This is a genomic window from Pseudomonas sp. PvP028 (assembly GCF_017832255.1).
Classification (GTDB): domain Bacteria; phylum Pseudomonadota; class Gammaproteobacteria; order Pseudomonadales; family Pseudomonadaceae; genus Aquipseudomonas; species Aquipseudomonas syringae.
This window is the reverse complement of record NZ_JAFIBL010000001.1, coordinates 611,053-627,500: the sequence shown is the minus strand read 5'-3', so window position 1 is coordinate 627,500 and position 16,448 is coordinate 611,053. Positions and strand designations below refer to the sequence as shown.

Genomic DNA, 16,448 nt, shown 5'->3' with positions numbered 1-16,448 from the left:
TACGGGGCCATAGCTCAGCTGGGAGAGCGCCTGCCTTGCACGCAGGAGGTCAGCGGTTCGATCCCGCTTGGCTCCACCACTTACTGCTTCTGTTTGAAAGCTTAGAAATGAGCATTCCATTGATCTTGATGATCAGTGCCTGAATGTTGATTTCTAGTCTTTGATTAGATCGTTCTTTAAAAATTTGGGTATGTGATAGAAAGAAATATAGACCGGGCACCTCTTTCACTGGTGCGTGTCCGGGCTAAGGTAAAGTTTGTGAAATGCAAACTTTCGGCGAATGTCGTCTTCACAGTATAACCAGATTGCTTGGGGTTATATGGTCAAGTGAAGAAGCGCATACGGTGGATGCCTTGGCAGTCAGAGGCGATGAAAGACGTGGTAGCCTGCGAAAAGCTTCGGGGAGTCGGCAAACAGACTGTGATCCGGAGATGTCTGAATGGGGGAACCCAGCCATCATAAGATGGTTATCTTGTACTGAATACATAGGTGCAAGAGGCGAACCAGGGGAACTGAAACATCTAAGTACCCTGAGGAAAAGAAATCAACCGAGATTCCCTTAGTAGTGGCGAGCGAACGGGGACCAGCCCTTAAGTTGTATTGAGATTAGCGGAACGTTCTGGAAAGGACGGCCATAGTGGGTGATAGCCCTGTACGCGAAAATCCCTTTGCAATGAAATCGAGTAGGACGGGGCACGAGAAACCTTGTCTGAATATGGGGGGACCATCCTCCAAGGCTAAATACTACTGACTGACCGATAGTGAACCAGTACCGTGAGGGAAAGGCGAAAAGAACCGCGGAGAGCGGAGTGAAATAGATCCTGAAACCGTATGCGTACAAGCAGTGGGAGCCCACTTGTTGGGTGACTGCGTACCTTTTGTATAATGGGTCAGCGACTTATTTTCAGTGGCGAGCTTAACCGAATAGGGGAGGCGTAGCGAAAGCGAGTCTTAATAGGGCGTCTAGTCGCTGGGAATAGACCCGAAACCGGGCGATCTATCCATGGGCAGGTTGAAGGTTGGGTAACACTAACTGGAGGACCGAACCGACTACCGTTGAAAAGTTAGCGGATGACCTGTGGATCGGAGTGAAAGGCTAATCAAGCTCGGAGATAGCTGGTTCTCCTCGAAAGCTATTTAGGTAGCGCCTCATGTATCACTGTAGGGGGTAGAGCACTGTTTCGGCTAGGGGGTCATCCCGACTTACCAAACCGATGCAAACTCCGAATACCTACAAGTGCCGAGCATGGGAGACACACGGCGGGTGCTAACGTCCGTCGTGAAAAGGGAAACAACCCAGACCGTCAGCTAAGGTCCCAAAGTCATGGTTAAGTGGGAAACGATGTGGGAAGGCTTAGACAGCTAGGAGGTTGGCTTAGAAGCAGCCACCCTTTAAAGAAAGCGTAATAGCTCACTAGTCGAGTCGGCCTGCGCGGAAGATGTAACGGGGCTCAAACCATGCACCGAAGCTACGGGTATCATCTTTTGATGATGCGGTAGAGGAGCGTTCTGTAAGCCTGTGAAGGTGAGTTGAGAAGCTTGCTGGAGGTATCAGAAGTGCGAATGCTGACATGAGTAACGACAATGGGTGTGAAAAACACCCACGCCGAAAGACCAAGGTTTCCTGCGCAACGTTAATCGACGCAGGGTTAGTCGGTCCCTAAGGCGAGGCTGAAAAGCGTAGTCGATGGAAAACAGGTTAATATTCCTGTACTTCTGGTTATTGCGATGGAGGGACGGAGAAGGCTAGGCCAGCCTGGCGTTGGTTGTCCAGGTTTAAGGTGGTAGGCTGAGATCTTAGGTAAATCCGGGATCTTAAGGCCGAGAGCTGATGACGAGTGTTCTTTTAGAACACGAAGTGGTTGATGCCATGCTTCCAAGAAAAGCTTCTAAGCTTCAGGTAACCAGGAACCGTACCCCAAACCGACACAGGTGGTTGGGTAGAGAATACCAAGGCGCTTGAGAGAACTCGGGTGAAGGAACTAGGCAAAATGGCACCGTAACTTCGGGAGAAGGTGCGCCGGTGGAGGTGAAGCATTTACTGCGTAAGCCCCTGCCGGTCGAAGATACCAGGCCGCTGCGACTGTTTATTAAAAACACAGCACTCTGCAAACACGAAAGTGGACGTATAGGGTGTGACGCCTGCCCGGTGCCGGAAGGTTAATTGATGGGGTTAGCGCAAGCGAAGCTCTTGATCGAAGCCCCGGTAAACGGCGGCCGTAACTATAACGGTCCTAAGGTAGCGAAATTCCTTGTCGGGTAAGTTCCGACCTGCACGAATGGCGTAACGATGGCGGCGCTGTCTCCACCCGAGACTCAGTGAAATTGAAATCGCTGTGAAGATGCAGTGTATCCGCGGCTAGACGGAAAGACCCCGTGAACCTTTACTATAGCTTTGCACTGGACTTTGAATTTGCTTGTGTAGGATAGGTGGGAGGCTTTGAAGCGTGGACGCCAGTCTGCGTGGAGCCAACCTTGAAATACCACCCTGGCAACTTTGAGGTTCTAACTCAGGTCCGTTATCCGGATCGAGGACAGTGTATGGTGGGTAGTTTGACTGGGGCGGTCTCCTCCTAAAGAGTAACGGAGGAGTACGAAGGTGCGCTCAGACCGGTCGGAAATCGGTCGTAGAGTATAAAGGCAAAAGCGCGCTTGACTGCGAGACAGACACGTCGAGCAGGTACGAAAGTAGGTCTTAGTGATCCGGTGGTTCTGTATGGAAGGGCCATCGCTCAACGGATAAAAGGTACTCCGGGGATAACAGGCTGATACCGCCCAAGAGTTCATATCGACGGCGGTGTTTGGCACCTCGATGTCGGCTCATCACATCCTGGGGCTGAAGCCGGTCCCAAGGGTATGGCTGTTCGCCATTTAAAGTGGTACGCGAGCTGGGTTTAGAACGTCGTGAGACAGTTCGGTCCCTATCTGCCGTGGACGTTTGAGATTTGAGAGGGGCTGCTCCTAGTACGAGAGGACCGGAGTGGACGAACCTCTGGTGTTCCGGTTGTCACGCCAGTGGCATTGCCGGGTAGCTATGTTCGGAAAAGATAACCGCTGAAAGCATCTAAGCGGGAAACTTGCCTCAAGATGAGATCTCACTGGAACCTTGAGTTCCCTAAAGGGCCGTCGAAGACTACGACGTTGATAGGTTGGGTGTGTAAGCGCTGTGAGGCGTTGAGCTAACCAATACTAATTGCCCGTGAGGCTTGACCATATAACACCCAAGCAATTTGCGTTGAATGAGCAGATTGCGGTGACTGTGAAGATGACACGAACCGAAAGTTTGCGTCACGAACGACACCTGAAACAGCTTGCTATCACATACCCGATTTGCTGAAGCGCGCCGCAGGGCACGGTTCGGTACCCGAATTTCTTGACGACCATAGAGCATTGGAACCACCTGATCCCATCCCGAACTCAGTAGTGAAACGATGTATCGCCGATGGTAGTGTGGGGTTTCCCCATGTGAGAGTAGGTCATCGTCAAGATTAAATTCCAGAAACCCTCATCGCTTACGCGTTGAGGGTTTTTGTTTGTCTGGGGTTCCAGAAACCTCTGCATCCTCCTGAGCTCATAACTCTACCTCTCCGGCAGTCATCCAGACCCACGTGCTTATGGCAATCCGGCGCGCTTGCCCTTATGGTTCGGCATCAGGTTCCACGCACCCGTCAAGGAAGCAAGCATGTCCGTTACAACCTCTCTGAGTGCAGGCTTCATGGTGGTTCAAGGCAACCGCCCTGATGAACTGCGCAGTCTGGTTGTGTCCTGGATGCGGCGATATCCATTGGCGCCCCTGGAAAACGAGATTGCTCTGGTGCAGAGCAACGGCATTGCGCAATGGCTGAAGCTGGCCTTGGCCGAAGATGCTCAGGATGAAGATAACGGTGGCTGTGGTATCGCTGCCGCCATCGACGTCCAGTTGCCCGGCAGTTTCATGTGGACGCTGTATCGCATGGTGCTGGGGGCGGATGAGATCCCCCAGACGTCCTTGCTCGACAAGACCCCTTTGACCTGGCGCTTGATGCGCTTGCTGCCGTCGCTGATCAATCAGCCACACTTCGAGCCCCTGCAGCGCTTCCTGACCGACGACACGGATCTGCGTAAGCGCTATCAACTGTCCGAGCGCCTGTCCGATCTGTTCGACCAATATCAGGTTTACCGCGCTGACTGGCTTGAAGACTGGGCCGCTGGCCGTCATCAATTGCGCGATGTACGAGGTCAGTCCAGACCCTTGTCAGCTGCCAATTGCTGGCAAGCCGAACTGTGGCGCGCGCTGCTTGACGACGTCGGGGCTGAAGGGATGTCGCAGAGCCGCGCGGGGGTGCATCAGCGTTTTATCGAGTGCATCGGCAACATGACCGAAGCGCCACCGGGCTTACCGGCACGGGTCATCGTTTTCGGCATTTCGTCACTGCCGGCACAAGCGCTTGAGGCGTTGGCAGGGCTGGCCAGGTTCAGTCAGGTTCTGCTCTGCGTCCACAATCCGTGTCGTCATCACTGGACCGATATCGTCGCCGACAAGGACCTGCTGCGTCACCAGTACAAACGCCAGGCGCGCAAGAGCGGAATGCCGGTGGTCCTCGACCCGCAAGCGCTGCATCAGCACGCTCACCCATTGCTCGCGGCCTGGGGCAAGCAGGGACGTGATTACATCAACCTGCTGGACAGCCATGACGACCCACGCAGCTACCGTTCCTCGTTCAAAGACGAGCGCATTGATCTGTTCAGTGAAGCGGAGCCCACCACCCTGCTGAACCAGTTGCAGGACGATATTCTCGAGCTGCGTCCGCTGGATGAAACCCGTGAGCTCTGGCCGGCAGTCGATCCTCTCGAGGACCGCTCGATCCGCTTCCATGTGGCCCACAGCGCGCAGCGCGAAGTGGAAGTGCTGCATGACCAGCTACTGGCGAGATTCAGCAAAGACCCTGGCCTGCGCCCGCGTGACGTGATTGTCATGGTCCCGGATATCGACAGCTATGCCCCACACATACGCGCGGTATTCGGGCAGATCGAGCGCGAAGATCGTCGCTTCATCCCCTTTACGCTGGCTGACCAGGGCCAGCGCGGCCGCGAGCCGTTGCTGATCGCTGTCGAGCACCTGCTCAAACTCCCGGACAGCCGTTTCCCGGTCAGCGAGATTCTTGACCTGCTGGACGTTCCAGCCTTGCGAGCACGCTTCAGGATTCAGGAGCGTGACCTGCCAACGCTGCATCGCTGGATAGAAGGCGCAGGCATTCGTTGGGGCCTTAATGCCCAGCAGCGTGCTGGTCTGGGGCTGCCGGATGCCCTTGAGCAGAACAGCTGGCATTTCGGCCTGCGTCGTATGTTGCTGGGTTACGCCGTGGGTGCCGGTGCGGCTTACGACGGCATCGAACCTTACGATGAGATCGGCGGGCTTGATGCGGCGTTGATCGGTCCGCTGGTCGCGCTGATTGACGCCCTTCAGGTCGCCCACACAGAGTTGTCGACACCCACCACTCCGGAAGCGTGGGGTGCCCGTCTGCAATCGCTGCTGCAGTTGTTCTTTCTTGCCGACAGCGAGCATGACGATTACCTGCTTGCCCAGTTGGAAACACTGCGCGAGAACTGGCTGGAAACCTGTGCAACGGTAAGGCTGACCGATGAGCTGCCGCTGACCGTTGTGCGTGAGGCCTGGCTGGCCGGGCTCGATCAAGGGCGCCTGTCCCAGCGTTTTCTCGCGGGCTCGGTCAACTTCTGCACGCTGATGCCGATGCGCGCCATTCCGTTCAAAGTGGTCTGCCTGTTGGGCATGAACGACGGCGATTACCCGCGCGCGCAACCGCCGCTGGATTTCGACCTGATGGGCAGCGATTACCGCCCCGGCGACCGTTCCCGGCGTGAAGACGATCGTTACCTGTTGCTGGAAGCCTTGCTCTCGGCCAGGGACCAGCTGTATGTCAGTTGGGTTGGCCACAGCATTCGTGACAACAGTGAGCGTCCTGCTTCGGTACTCATCGGACAGTTGCGCGATCACCTCGCCAGCGGCTGGAAGCTGGCCGGCGAGACCGACCCGGACGTTAAACAGGATGATGAGCGCTTGCTGAAGGCCCTGACTGTGAATCACCCCTTGCAACCCTTCAGCGCCAATTATTTCCACGCAGGCACAGGTTATTTCAGCTTCGCCCGCGAATGGCGACTGCTGCATGAAACCGACCTTCAGGTGCCCGTGCCTCAAGCACTGCCCGCTCACGAACAGGAAGAACCGCTGTCCATTGCGCAGCTACAGGATTTCCTGAGAAATCCGGTAAAGCATTTTTTCAGCCAGCGCCTGAAGATTTATTTCGAAGTCGCTGAAGCGCCGCTCGCCGACGAAGAACCGTTCGTGCTCGATGCCCTTGAGCGCTATGGCCTGAGTGAAAGCCTGCTTGGCGCTGGCATGTCCTCGCCGGACAACATGGATGCTGCTCTGCAGACTCAAGCGCTGAAACTGCAAGCCAGTGGCCTGCTGCCGCTCGCAGGTTTCGGCACCTTGATGCAGAGCGAGCTGATCGAACCGCTGCCTGACGTACTCAGGCGCTACCACGATCTGTTGACCCTCTGGCCCGAGACCCTGAGCAGTGCTTTACCGATCAGCTTCAGCCATGCGGGTGTCAGCATCGACGGCTGGCTGGACGGATTGCACCGTAATGCCCTTGGCGAGCTGTTGCTGGTCACCGCCATTCCCAACAGCATCGGCTCGAAAAAGACCCGCAAGTGGCACCGGCTGATTCGGCCGTGGGTCAATCATCTGGTGGCGTGCGCCTGCGACCTGCCGTTGAGCACGGCACTGGTCGCCAGTGATGAAACCCTGATGCTGGAGCCGCTGGACAAGGCGAGTGCCGTCACTACGCTCAACCACTTGCTGACGGCCTGGCTGCACGGCATGCAGGAACCCCTTCCGGTCGCGGTCAAAACCGCCTTCGCCTGGTTGGGCCAGCCTGCCGACAAAGCCGAAGCGGCTGCCCGCAAAGCCTACGAAGGTGACGGACAGACCACCGATGGCGAGCGTCGCGAAAGCACAGCACTGGCTCGGCAGTTTCCCGACTTTGACGCACTGATGGGCAGTGAAGAATTCGCAGGCTGGTGCGAGACGCTCTACAAACCGATTTACGACGCGCCGTGGCAATCGTTGTCCGGCGGGGAGGGCGGCGCATGAGCGAGCAATCCCTTCCTCTCGCGCTGCGCTTTCCACTGCGCGGCAGTCAGCTGATCGAGGCCAGCGCCGGCACCGGCAAGACCTTCACCATCTCCGCCCTGTACTTGCGCCTGGTGCTTGGCCACGGCACCGAACAGTCCGGCTTTGGTCGCGAACTGCTGCCGCCGCAGATCCTTGTGGTGACCTTCACCGACGCAGCGACCAAAGAGTTGCGTGACAGAATTCGTACCCGGCTGGCGGAGGCTGCACGCTTCTTCCGTGACGAGATCGCCGCCCCCGATGGCCTGATTGCCGAGCTGCGTGAACAGTTCGAAGCGTCGCTATGGCCAGCCTGCGCCAGCCGTCTGGACATCGCCGCACAGTGGATGGACGAGGCCGCGGTCTCGACCATCCACAGTTGGTGCCAGCGCATGTTGCGCGAGCACGCCTTCGACAGCGGCAGCCTGTTCACCCAGACGCTGGAAACCGACCACAGCGATTTGCTCGGCGAAGTCCTGCGCGATTACTGGCGCCGCTTCTGCTACCCCATGAGCGGCGACGCACTGCTCTGGGTGCGGGAAAACCTCAGCGGTCCGGCGGCGTTGTTGCCGCGTGTGCGAGGTCTGTTCGGCCGCGAGCGCAGTCCACTCAGCCAGGAACCGGCCGAACTGATCGCGGCGTCATTGCAAGAGCGCCGGGCAGCGCTTGCCGCGCTGAAAGCGCCGTGGGCCGTTTGGTCCGACGAGTTGTATGCGCTGTGTCAGGACGCGGTCGCTCGCAAGGCAGTCGATGGCCGCAAAATGCAGGAGCGCTATTTCAAACCCTGGTTTGAAAAGCTTGCCGCCTGGGCCGCTGACGACACACAGGAAGCGCTGGATCTGGGCACTGGTTTCACTCGTCTGACCCCCGAAGGCATTGCCGAAGCCTGGAAGAGCGAGCCACCTGTGCACCCGGCCTTCGAGGCCATGGCGCAGCTGAAGGCGGCGCTCGACGGCTTGCCAAAACCCGATGCTGCCGTGTTGCAGCATGCGGCGCAGTGGGTCAGCGCGCGCTTTGAAGAAGAGAAGCGTCGCCGCGCCGAGATGGGCTTTGATGACATGCTGATCAGGCTCGACGCTGCCTTGCATGGCGCTGGCGGCGAGCGTCTGGCCACCCTGATTCGCGAGCAGTTTCCGGTGGCGTTGATCGACGAATTCCAGGACACCGATCCGGTCCAGTACCGGATCTTCGACAGCATCTATCGTCTCGAGGCCAACGATGAGCAGACCGGGCTGTTCCTGATTGGCGACCCGAAACAGGCGATCTATGCGTTTCGCGGCGCCGATATCTACACCTACCTGCGTGCCCGCCAGGCGACCGATGGCCGTTGGCATACGCTGGACACCAACTACCGCTCCAGTCATACGATGGTCGAGTCGGTCAACCACGTCTTCACGCGGGCAGAGCAACGTGAGCAAGGTCGCGGTGCGTTCCTGTTTCGTGATGAGCACGGCAATCAGGTGCCGTTCTCCGATGCGCTGGCCCAAGGCCGCAAAGAGACGCTGCACGTCGACGGTGCACCCCTGACGGCGCTGACGGTCTGGCACCTGCAAAGTGACCAGCCGGTGTCCGGCGTGGTTTATCGTCAGCAGTTGGCAGCCAGTTGCGCGAGCGAGATCGTGCGTCTGCTCAATGCCGGTCAGCAGGGCAGTGCCGGTTTCGTCACGCCCGACAACACACTGCGCGGGCTGCGTCCGGCCGACATTGCGATTCTGGTCCGCGACGGCAAGGAAGCGCAGGCGGTGCGTCAGCAACTGACCGCGCGCGGCGTGCGCAGCGTGTACCTGTCCGACAAGGATTCGGTGTTCGCCGCTCAGGAAGCCCACGACCTGCTGTCCTGGCTCAAGGCCTGTGCCGAGCCGGACTCCGAACGCACGCTGCGTGCCGCGCTGGCGTGTATAACGCTGGACCTGCCGCTGGCCGAGCTGGAACGCCTGAATCAGGACGAGCTGGCATGGGAGCGGCGCGTCATGCAGTTTCGTGGCTATCGCGCCATATGGCGCAGCCAGGGCGTGCTGCCGATGCTGCGCCGTCTGCTGCATGACTTTGCTCTGCCACAGACCTTGATGACCCGCAACGACGGCGAGCGAGTGCTCACCAACCTGCTGCACCTGTCTGAACTGCTGCAGCAGGCCGCCGCCGAACTGGATGGCGAGCAGGCGCTGATCCGTCATCTGGGCGACCACCTGGCACTCTCCGGTCAGGCCGGGGAAGAGCAGATCCTGCGTCTGGAAAGCGACGAGCAACTGGTCAAGGTGGTCACCATCCACAAGTCCAAGGGCCTGCAGTACCCGCTGGTGTTCCTGCCGTTCATTTGCTCCTCGAAACCGGTAGACGGCAGCCGCTTGCCTCTTCAGTTTCATGACGCCGACGGCAAGTCCCAGATCAGCCTCCAGCCTACCGAGGCGCTGATTCAGCAAGCCGATGATGAGCGTCTGGCCGAAGACCTGCGTTTGCTCTACGTCGCACTCACCCGATCGGAACATGCCTGCTGGCTGGGCGTCGCCGACCTCAAGCGTGGCAATGCCAACACCTCCATGCTGCACCGTTCCGCACTGGGTTACCTGCTGGGCGGTGGCGCAGTGCTGGCCGAGTCGGCGGAGTTGAACGTCTGGCTGCGTGATCTGGCCCAAGGGTGTGAGGCGATTGCCTTGCAGCCTGTTCCGGAGCCCACCGACGAGCGCTTCAGTGCGCCGCGCAACGAAGCGGCGCTGGTCAAGCTGCTGGTGCCCAAACGCCGCGCTGCCGAGAACTGGTGGATTGCGTCCTACAGTGCCCTGCGTATCGGCGACACGGTAACGGCCGGTGCCGATGAATCGCCTGACAGCCCGCAGGCACAGAAACTGTTCGACGACGAGCGTCTGGACCCCGAAGCCCCGCGCGACATCCTGACCAGCGGCGGCGATATCCATCGTTTTCCGCGTGGCCCCAATCCCGGCACCTTTCTGCACGGGCTGCTCGAGTGGGCTGGCAACGAAGGGTTTGCGATGACCGCGCACGCGCCGGAGAAACTGCAGGACGCCGTCGCCCGGCGCTGCAATCGACGCGGTTGGGCAGGCTGGATCAATACCCTGAGCGATTGGCTGCAACACATGCTGAACATGCCGCTGCGCTTGTCGCCTGATGCCGCACCGGTGGCCCTGGGCGAACTGGATCAGCCCAATCAGTACCGTGTGGAAATGGAATTCTGGTTCGCCAGCAATAACGTCAACGTCGCGCAAATGGACGCCCTCGTGCGCCGCTTCACCCACGACAACGCGCCGCGTGCTGCGACCGAGACGGTCTCGCTCAACGGCATGTTCAAGGGCTTTATCGACCTCACGTTCGAACACGAAGGCCGGTATTACGTGGCGGACTACAAGTCCAACTGGCTGGGCAGCGACGACAGTGCGTACACCCAGCTGGCGATGGAAACCGCCATTCTCGACAACCGCTATGACCTGCAATACGTCCTCTACCTGCTGGCTCTGCACCGTCAGCTCAAGACGCGGATGGCCGACTACGATTACGACCAGCACATGGGCGGCGCTCTGTACCTGTTTCTGCGCGGCAGTCGCTCGGCCTCTCAGGGAGCGTATTTCACCCGTCCGCCACGTGAGCTGATCGAGAGTCTGGACCTGCTGTTTCAGGGCAAACCGATAGCGCATGACCTGCCGGGAGCATTGGCATGAGCCGCTCGTTCGATGATCTGTTGCCTATCGCGCTGGACGATATCAGCCTCGCTGAGTTGAGCCCGCTGACGCGTGTCAGCGATCTGCTGATCCTGCTCGAGCGCTGGGTCGAGCGCGGCTGGTTGCGTGCTCTGGACAAGGCGTTCGTCGCGTTCCTGAGTGATCTCGATCCGCAGGCCGATCCGTTGGTGCTGGTGGCTGCGGCGCTTACCAGCCATCAGCTCGGCCACGGTCACGTCTGCCTTGATCTGTACGAGACCCTCAAAGAACCGGACTTCGCCCTGTCACTGCCACCCGAAGGCGATCAGCAGAGCGCGCCGATGCTGCTGCCCTCACAACTGCTGGCAGCACTGGATGGTGCCGCCTGGTGCCAGGCGCTGGCAGACAGCATGCTGGTTGCCGAGGTGGGCGATTCAAGTGCCGAAGCGCGACAAAAACCACTGGTGCTGGCTGAGCGGCGTCTATACCTGCGTCGCTACTGGACTTACGAAGGGCGTATCGCAGCAGCCTTGCGTCAGCGCCTGGCCCAGCGTGAAACGCCGCCGGAGGGTCTGCCGCAGCAGCTCGACGCGTTGTTCGGTCCGGCCGATCCCTCGCCACAAGCCGTCATCGACTGGCAGAAACTTGCCTGCGCGCTGGCGACCCGCAAGGGCTTCAGCATCATCACCGGCGGCCCCGGCACCGGCAAAACCACCACGGTGGTACGCCTGCTGGCCTTGTTGCAGGCCCCGGCGGTACAGAGTGGCCAACCGCTGCGCATCCGGCTCGCGGCGCCCACCGGCAAGGCGGCGGCACGTCTGACCGAGTCCATCAGTCAACAGGTGCAGAGCCTGGATGTCAGTGACGACGTACGACAGAAAATCCCCAGCGAAGTGACCACCGTCCACCGTCTGCTGGGCAGTCGCCCCGGTACCCGGCACTTCCGTCACCATGCGGGCAATTTGCTGCCGCTGGACGTGCTGGTGGTTGATGAAGCGTCCATGATCGACCTGGAAATGATGGCCAATCTGCTCGACGCACTGCCGCCGCATGCACGCATGGTTCTGCTGGGCGACAAGGACCAGCTGGCGTCCGTTGAGGCGGGGGCGGTCCTCGGGGATTTGTGCCGCGACGCCGAAGAAGGTTTCTACAGCCCCGACACCCAGGCCTGGCTGGAAGCCGTCAGCGGCGAAGACCTCGGCAAGGGCGGTTTGCGCCAGGGCGATGCACAGCAGCATCCGTTGGCCCAGCAAGTGGTGATGCTGCGCCACTCGCGTCGTTTCGGCCAAGGCAGCGGCATCGGCCAACTGGCCCGGCTGGTCAACCAGCAACAGGACCAACAGGCCCGCGCGCTGCTCTCGGCGGGCAGTCACGACGACCTGTTCGCCCTGGCACTCAAGGGCGAGCAGGACCTCAAGTTCGAACGCCTGGTGCTCGACGGTCTTGGTAGGGGCGAGCAAGGCCCGCAGGGTTACCGTCATTACCTGAACGTACTCGCCGCCGAACGTCCCGCCGACGATTCGGCACTGGACGACGCGTGCTGGACCCGTTGGGCGCGCTCGGTACTCAGCGCCTTCGACGCCTTTCAACTGCTGTGTGCCGTGCGCAAAGGACCGTGGGGCGTGGAGGGTTTGAACCAGCGCATCACTCACGCGCTGTTCAGCGCGAAGCTGATCGAAAGCGAACAGCAATGGTATGAAGGTCGCCCGGTGCTGATGACCCACAACGACTATGGCCTCGGCCTGATGAACGGCGACATCGGCATCACCTTGCGCCTGCCCGAGCGCGACGGCGAGGGCAAACAGGTACTGCGCGTCGCCTTCCCCCGCAACGACGGCAGCGAAGGCGTACGCTTCGTCCTGCCCAGCCGCCTCAACGAGGTCGAAACCGTGTACGCCATGACCGTACACAAATCCCAGGGCTCGGAATTCGCCCACACCGCTCTGATCCTGCCCGAAGCGCTCAACCCGGTACTGACCAAGGAGCTCATCTACACCGGCATCACCCGCGCCAAGCACTGGTTCAGCCTGATCGAACCGCGCCAGGGCATCTTCGAAGAAGCTCTGCGCCGCAAGGTCAAACGTCTGAGTGGTTTGATGTTGGGGCTTTGATCATGTCCGGGCTGTCTGGCGATTTGCAGGTACGAAGTCGAGCGTCATAACCCCTATGCTCTTTAACCGGGTTCAAGGGTCAATTGAAAAGGCCAAGGTGTAACTGCATGGCGGCGGATAAAGCGTGTGCTGTGGTTCTGCGTGACCGGGGAGTGCTGGAGATTCTGGCATTTGAGCATCCGTTGGCTGGCCTGCAATTGGTCAAGGGCAGTGTGGAACCAGGCGAGTCAAGTGGCGCGGCTGCTGTGCGGGAGTTAATGGAGGAGGCCGGGATTCAAGCGACAGCAAAGCGAAACCTGGGTGAGTGGCACTCCACCATAACGGGACATATCTGGGCATTTCATGAATGTGAGGTGGCTCAAGACCTTCCCGATAGCTGGGTGCATTTTGCAGAGGATGATGGAGGACACGATTTCAGATTCTTCTGGCATCCGCTGATGAGTGAGCCGTCTGACAGATGGCACCATATTTTCAAGGATGCCTTGAGCTTTCTCAGGGCGAGCCTTGCTTGAGTCTGGGTATGGGGCAGCTCTTCTTTAGGTGCCGGGAGTGTCTTCTGTGTTTACTCATTGGCTGTGCCGAGTTTGACGTGGCGCGGGTCGCACGCCTCAGTGCTGGAAGGGGTCTGGTCGCCCCGGACACTGTTTCAGACGAGCAATGACCTCAGGCGCCGTTTTCGCCGTGTCGATCCTGCCGATATCATCAAGATAGATGTCTATCGTACTTCCCCATTTAGGCGTGATGTCGATGCACCGCTTGAAACCCTTATCGGTCCACCAATCGAACATCATGAAGAAGTCCCCATCAGGGAATATGTAGCTGAACTCAACGGCTGAGCCGCCGTGCCTGATATCGCCCCTGTGGATTCTGTCCTGAGTGTTCCACACGTATCGAAACTCCTCCTTGCTATTCGGAGAAAAATTGACCGCTACGACCGGCGAGGAAAAATACCAAAAAGCCACAGGAAGGATGCCGAGTAGAAGAAACATCCAGCGGCCATATCGGATCTTGGGTTTATGGACAGGCATGTATTTGGACCCCTTTACCCCATGCCTGGGGCGGTACTGCAAGCACTACGTCCATGATCATCTTGGCCGTGATGCCTCCGTTGGGATGTTGTTGATAGAGCTTCACCCCAATGCTAATAGATATTCGGTCGGGAGCATCATCCCAAGCCCTCAGGCCATCGACATCACCGGAGCGGTTCGGACCGGGTAGCTCCCATTGAGCCTTAGGCTTTGTAAACACCTCATCAACCTTCCGTCCGGCGTCTGAAATTATCTGCTCGGCCCCGGCGCCATCCAATAGAGCGCTTTCGGAGAGACCCCCAGCCATGCCTACATATCCGTAATGGACGTTGGACCAGATGTCATAAAAATACTCGTACTTGCCTTGTTTGTGCCAAACACCACCAATTGTTCGACGGATGATCGGCTTGTGATCCCACGGGCGATTCTGACCAACACGTTCTGCCCAGATGGCAAAGGCCTTTGCTTGCATACCGGCCGCCATGCTGTAGAAATCCGGGCCGGGGCCAAGGCGCAAGTAAAATGGAAGCGTCTCATACTCCTTCATCTTTGCCGCCGCATCGAAGCTATTGAGGTCTCTCATCTGTCGAACTGTGGGGCTATTGATGTTGGTGTTCATCTCTCCAGCAATATAAGTCGCTAGCTCTTCCATCCTGTCAGGGTGTTTGCAAACAACAGATTCCGCTTTTGACTCAGGCTGCGCATCTGACTTCTTACCGGCTGCCTTAGGATCTACCAAAGCATTCGCCGCCAAGGCTTTCTCCGTGAGCTTCGGGTCAGACAACAAGGTCGCCATCTTCTCGTCGTCCACGGAACCGTCTGGCCGGAAGGCCCCTAGCGCCATGAAGTTAATAAGGGTCGCGCCACCAGCGTCACCCATGACGAAGCCGCCACCAACATTGGCTGAGCCTGTGATGATTGTCCCGCCGTGACTGGTGGGGCTTCCGAGGTGGGCCATAGGACGGCCATTCACCAGAATGGAAGGAAAGCCTGTAGTGATGACCGCGCCACACCCACAGGTATCCCCCACACGTGCCGCGCCCATGCCGTTGATGTTGACGTCACCGGATGCAGAAGCGATAGGCGTTGTACCGTGACCCGGCAATGGGCAGGCGTGCGTGTCGCCCAATCGGGCTGAAGAAATCATTGCATGCCGTCCCTGCGTTTTTGATCCGTAGACAACCAGCGTTTAATTGACGCGTGGGAGGCTACCGGAAGCGCAAAAAGCGGTATGTAGGGGAAATCTTAGTTTTGCGAAGGACCTTGAGAACCTGATCGAAGAGTCGGGGTTACCTCAATGGTTGCGAACCAGCATCCGTGTCACAAGCCGTCGGCCAACTCCGGTCTGCCCCGCTACGATACGGCCACCTGATCCCTTAAAAATCTGTCACTGAAGGAAGCGAATAGCGCGGTTTTCCCCCAACAAAAACCCCTTATTCAACTCCGTCACCTCCCGAATGTAATCCCACAGCAACGTGATCCGCTTGAGCTTGCGCAGGTCCTCCCGGCAGTACATCCAGAATTGACGAGTAATGTTCACTTCCTCCCTCAGCACCGGCAGCAGTCGTGGGTCTTGAGCGGCGAGGAAGCATGGCAGGATGGCCAGTGCGCGGCCTTGCAGGGCGGCGGTGTATTGGGCGATGACGCTGGTGCTGCGCAGCTGTGCCTGGGCGTTGGGCAGCAGGTTGCTCATGTATAGCAGCTCGGAGCTGAACGCCAGGTCGTCGACGTAGCTGATGAAGACGTGCTCGCTCAGGTCCGCCTTGTGTTCGATGGGCGGGTGGTTGTCGAGGTAGGCCTGGGTCGCGTACAGACCCAGGCTGTAATCGCAGAGCTTGCAACACACGTAGGGGCCGTGTTCGGGCCGCTCCAGGGTGATGACGATATCGGCCTCGCGTTTCGACAGGCTGATGAAGTGCGGCAGTGGCAGGATGTCCAGCGAAATGCTCGGGTAGCTGTCGAGAAAGTGGCTCAGTTGCGGGGTGATGAAGAAGCTGCCGAAGCCTTCGGTGCAGCCCATGCGCACATGCCCGGACAACGCGACGCTAGACCCGGAAACCTGTTCGCAGGCCATGTGCAGTGTGCTTTCGATGGACTCGGCATAACCCAGCAGGCGCTGACCTTCGGCGGTCATGATGAAGCCATTGTTGCGCGATTTCTCGAACAGCAGCGTGCCCAGCGAGGTTTCCAGCGAGTTGATGCGCCGCGATACGGTGGTGTAGTCGACGCCCAGGCGGCGGGCCGCGCTGCTGACTTTTCGGGTGCGTGCCACCTCAAGGAAAAACTTCAGGTCATCCCAGTTCAACAACCCTAGGGAGGTGATGTTTTTTTGCATGTTGACCCTGCTTTTATCTGCGTTCTTGTTAGAAGTTTGCACATCTATACTCCAAAGCACGCCCCCTGACCAATTCAAAAACAAGACTGCCGGGAGGCCACGATCATCCTTCTGCACAGGCTGTGGATGCGTGGTTTGCTGAAGGGAGAA

7 protein-coding genes, 1 tRNA gene and 2 rRNA genes are annotated in these 16,448 nt (G+C 58.8%); 7 read left to right on the top strand and 3 right to left on the bottom strand.

From position 1 onward, the window contains the following. Nucleotides 1-3 precede the first annotated feature (3 nt). The 7 genes from JOE34_RS02885 to JOE34_RS02855 all read left to right on the top strand — a co-directional run bounded on the left by JOE34_RS02885 (nucleotide 4) and on the right by JOE34_RS02855 (nucleotide 13,447). Nucleotides 4-79: transfer RNA gene (locus JOE34_RS02885), tRNA-Ala, on the top strand. A gap of 242 nt (nucleotides 80-321) precedes the next feature. Then, a 23S ribosomal RNA gene (locus JOE34_RS02880) occupies nucleotides 322-3,214 on the top strand. Nucleotides 3,215-3,372: 158 nt separating this feature from the next. Next, nucleotides 3,373-3,488 (top strand): 5S ribosomal RNA (gene rrf / locus JOE34_RS02875). Between the two features lie 194 nt (nucleotides 3,489-3,682). Further along, entirely contained in the window at nucleotides 3,683-7,156 is a 3,474-nt protein-coding gene (gene recC, locus JOE34_RS02870) for an exodeoxyribonuclease V subunit gamma (protein ID WP_209995098.1), read from the top strand. Continuing rightward, complete coding sequence (gene recB, locus JOE34_RS02865; RefSeq protein WP_209995097.1) at nucleotides 7,153-10,845, top strand: exodeoxyribonuclease V subunit beta; 3,693 nt, start codon at nucleotides 7,153-7,155, stop codon at nucleotides 10,843-10,845. The genes recC and recB overlap by 4 nt, the downstream gene beginning before the upstream one ends. After that, the gene (gene recD / locus JOE34_RS02860) at nucleotides 10,842-12,935 is read left to right on the top strand and encodes an exodeoxyribonuclease V subunit alpha (protein ID WP_209995096.1); all 2,094 of its coding nucleotides are present in this window, start codon (nucleotides 10,842-10,844) and stop codon (nucleotides 12,933-12,935) included. Before recB ends, recD begins: the two co-directional genes overlap by 4 nt. 107 nt (nucleotides 12,936-13,042) lie before the next feature. Next, nucleotides 13,043-13,447 (top strand): NUDIX domain-containing protein, encoded by a 405-nt coding sequence (locus tag JOE34_RS02855; RefSeq protein WP_003318953.1) that lies wholly within the window; start codon nucleotides 13,043-13,045, stop codon nucleotides 13,445-13,447. 96 nt (nucleotides 13,448-13,543) lie between these two features. Here JOE34_RS02855 and JOE34_RS02850 read toward each other — a convergent pair whose 3' ends face one another. The 3 genes from JOE34_RS02850 to JOE34_RS02840 form a co-directional block, all read right to left on the bottom strand. Continuing rightward, nucleotides 13,544-13,963, bottom strand: a complete 420-nt coding sequence (locus tag JOE34_RS02850) for a hypothetical protein (RefSeq protein ID WP_063313388.1) — start codon at nucleotides 13,961-13,963, stop codon at nucleotides 13,544-13,546. After that, nucleotides 13,950-15,110, bottom strand: a complete 1,161-nt coding sequence (locus JOE34_RS02845) for a polymorphic toxin type 44 domain-containing protein (protein ID WP_209995095.1) — start codon at nucleotides 15,108-15,110, stop codon at nucleotides 13,950-13,952. Before JOE34_RS02845 ends, JOE34_RS02850 begins: the two co-directional genes overlap by 14 nt. Nucleotides 15,111-15,350: 240 nt before the next feature. Then, a complete protein-coding gene (locus JOE34_RS02840; protein WP_209995094.1) occupies nucleotides 15,351-16,298 on the bottom strand; it encodes a LysR family transcriptional regulator in 948 nt (315 codons plus the stop codon). Nucleotides 16,299-16,448 lie beyond the last annotated feature (150 nt).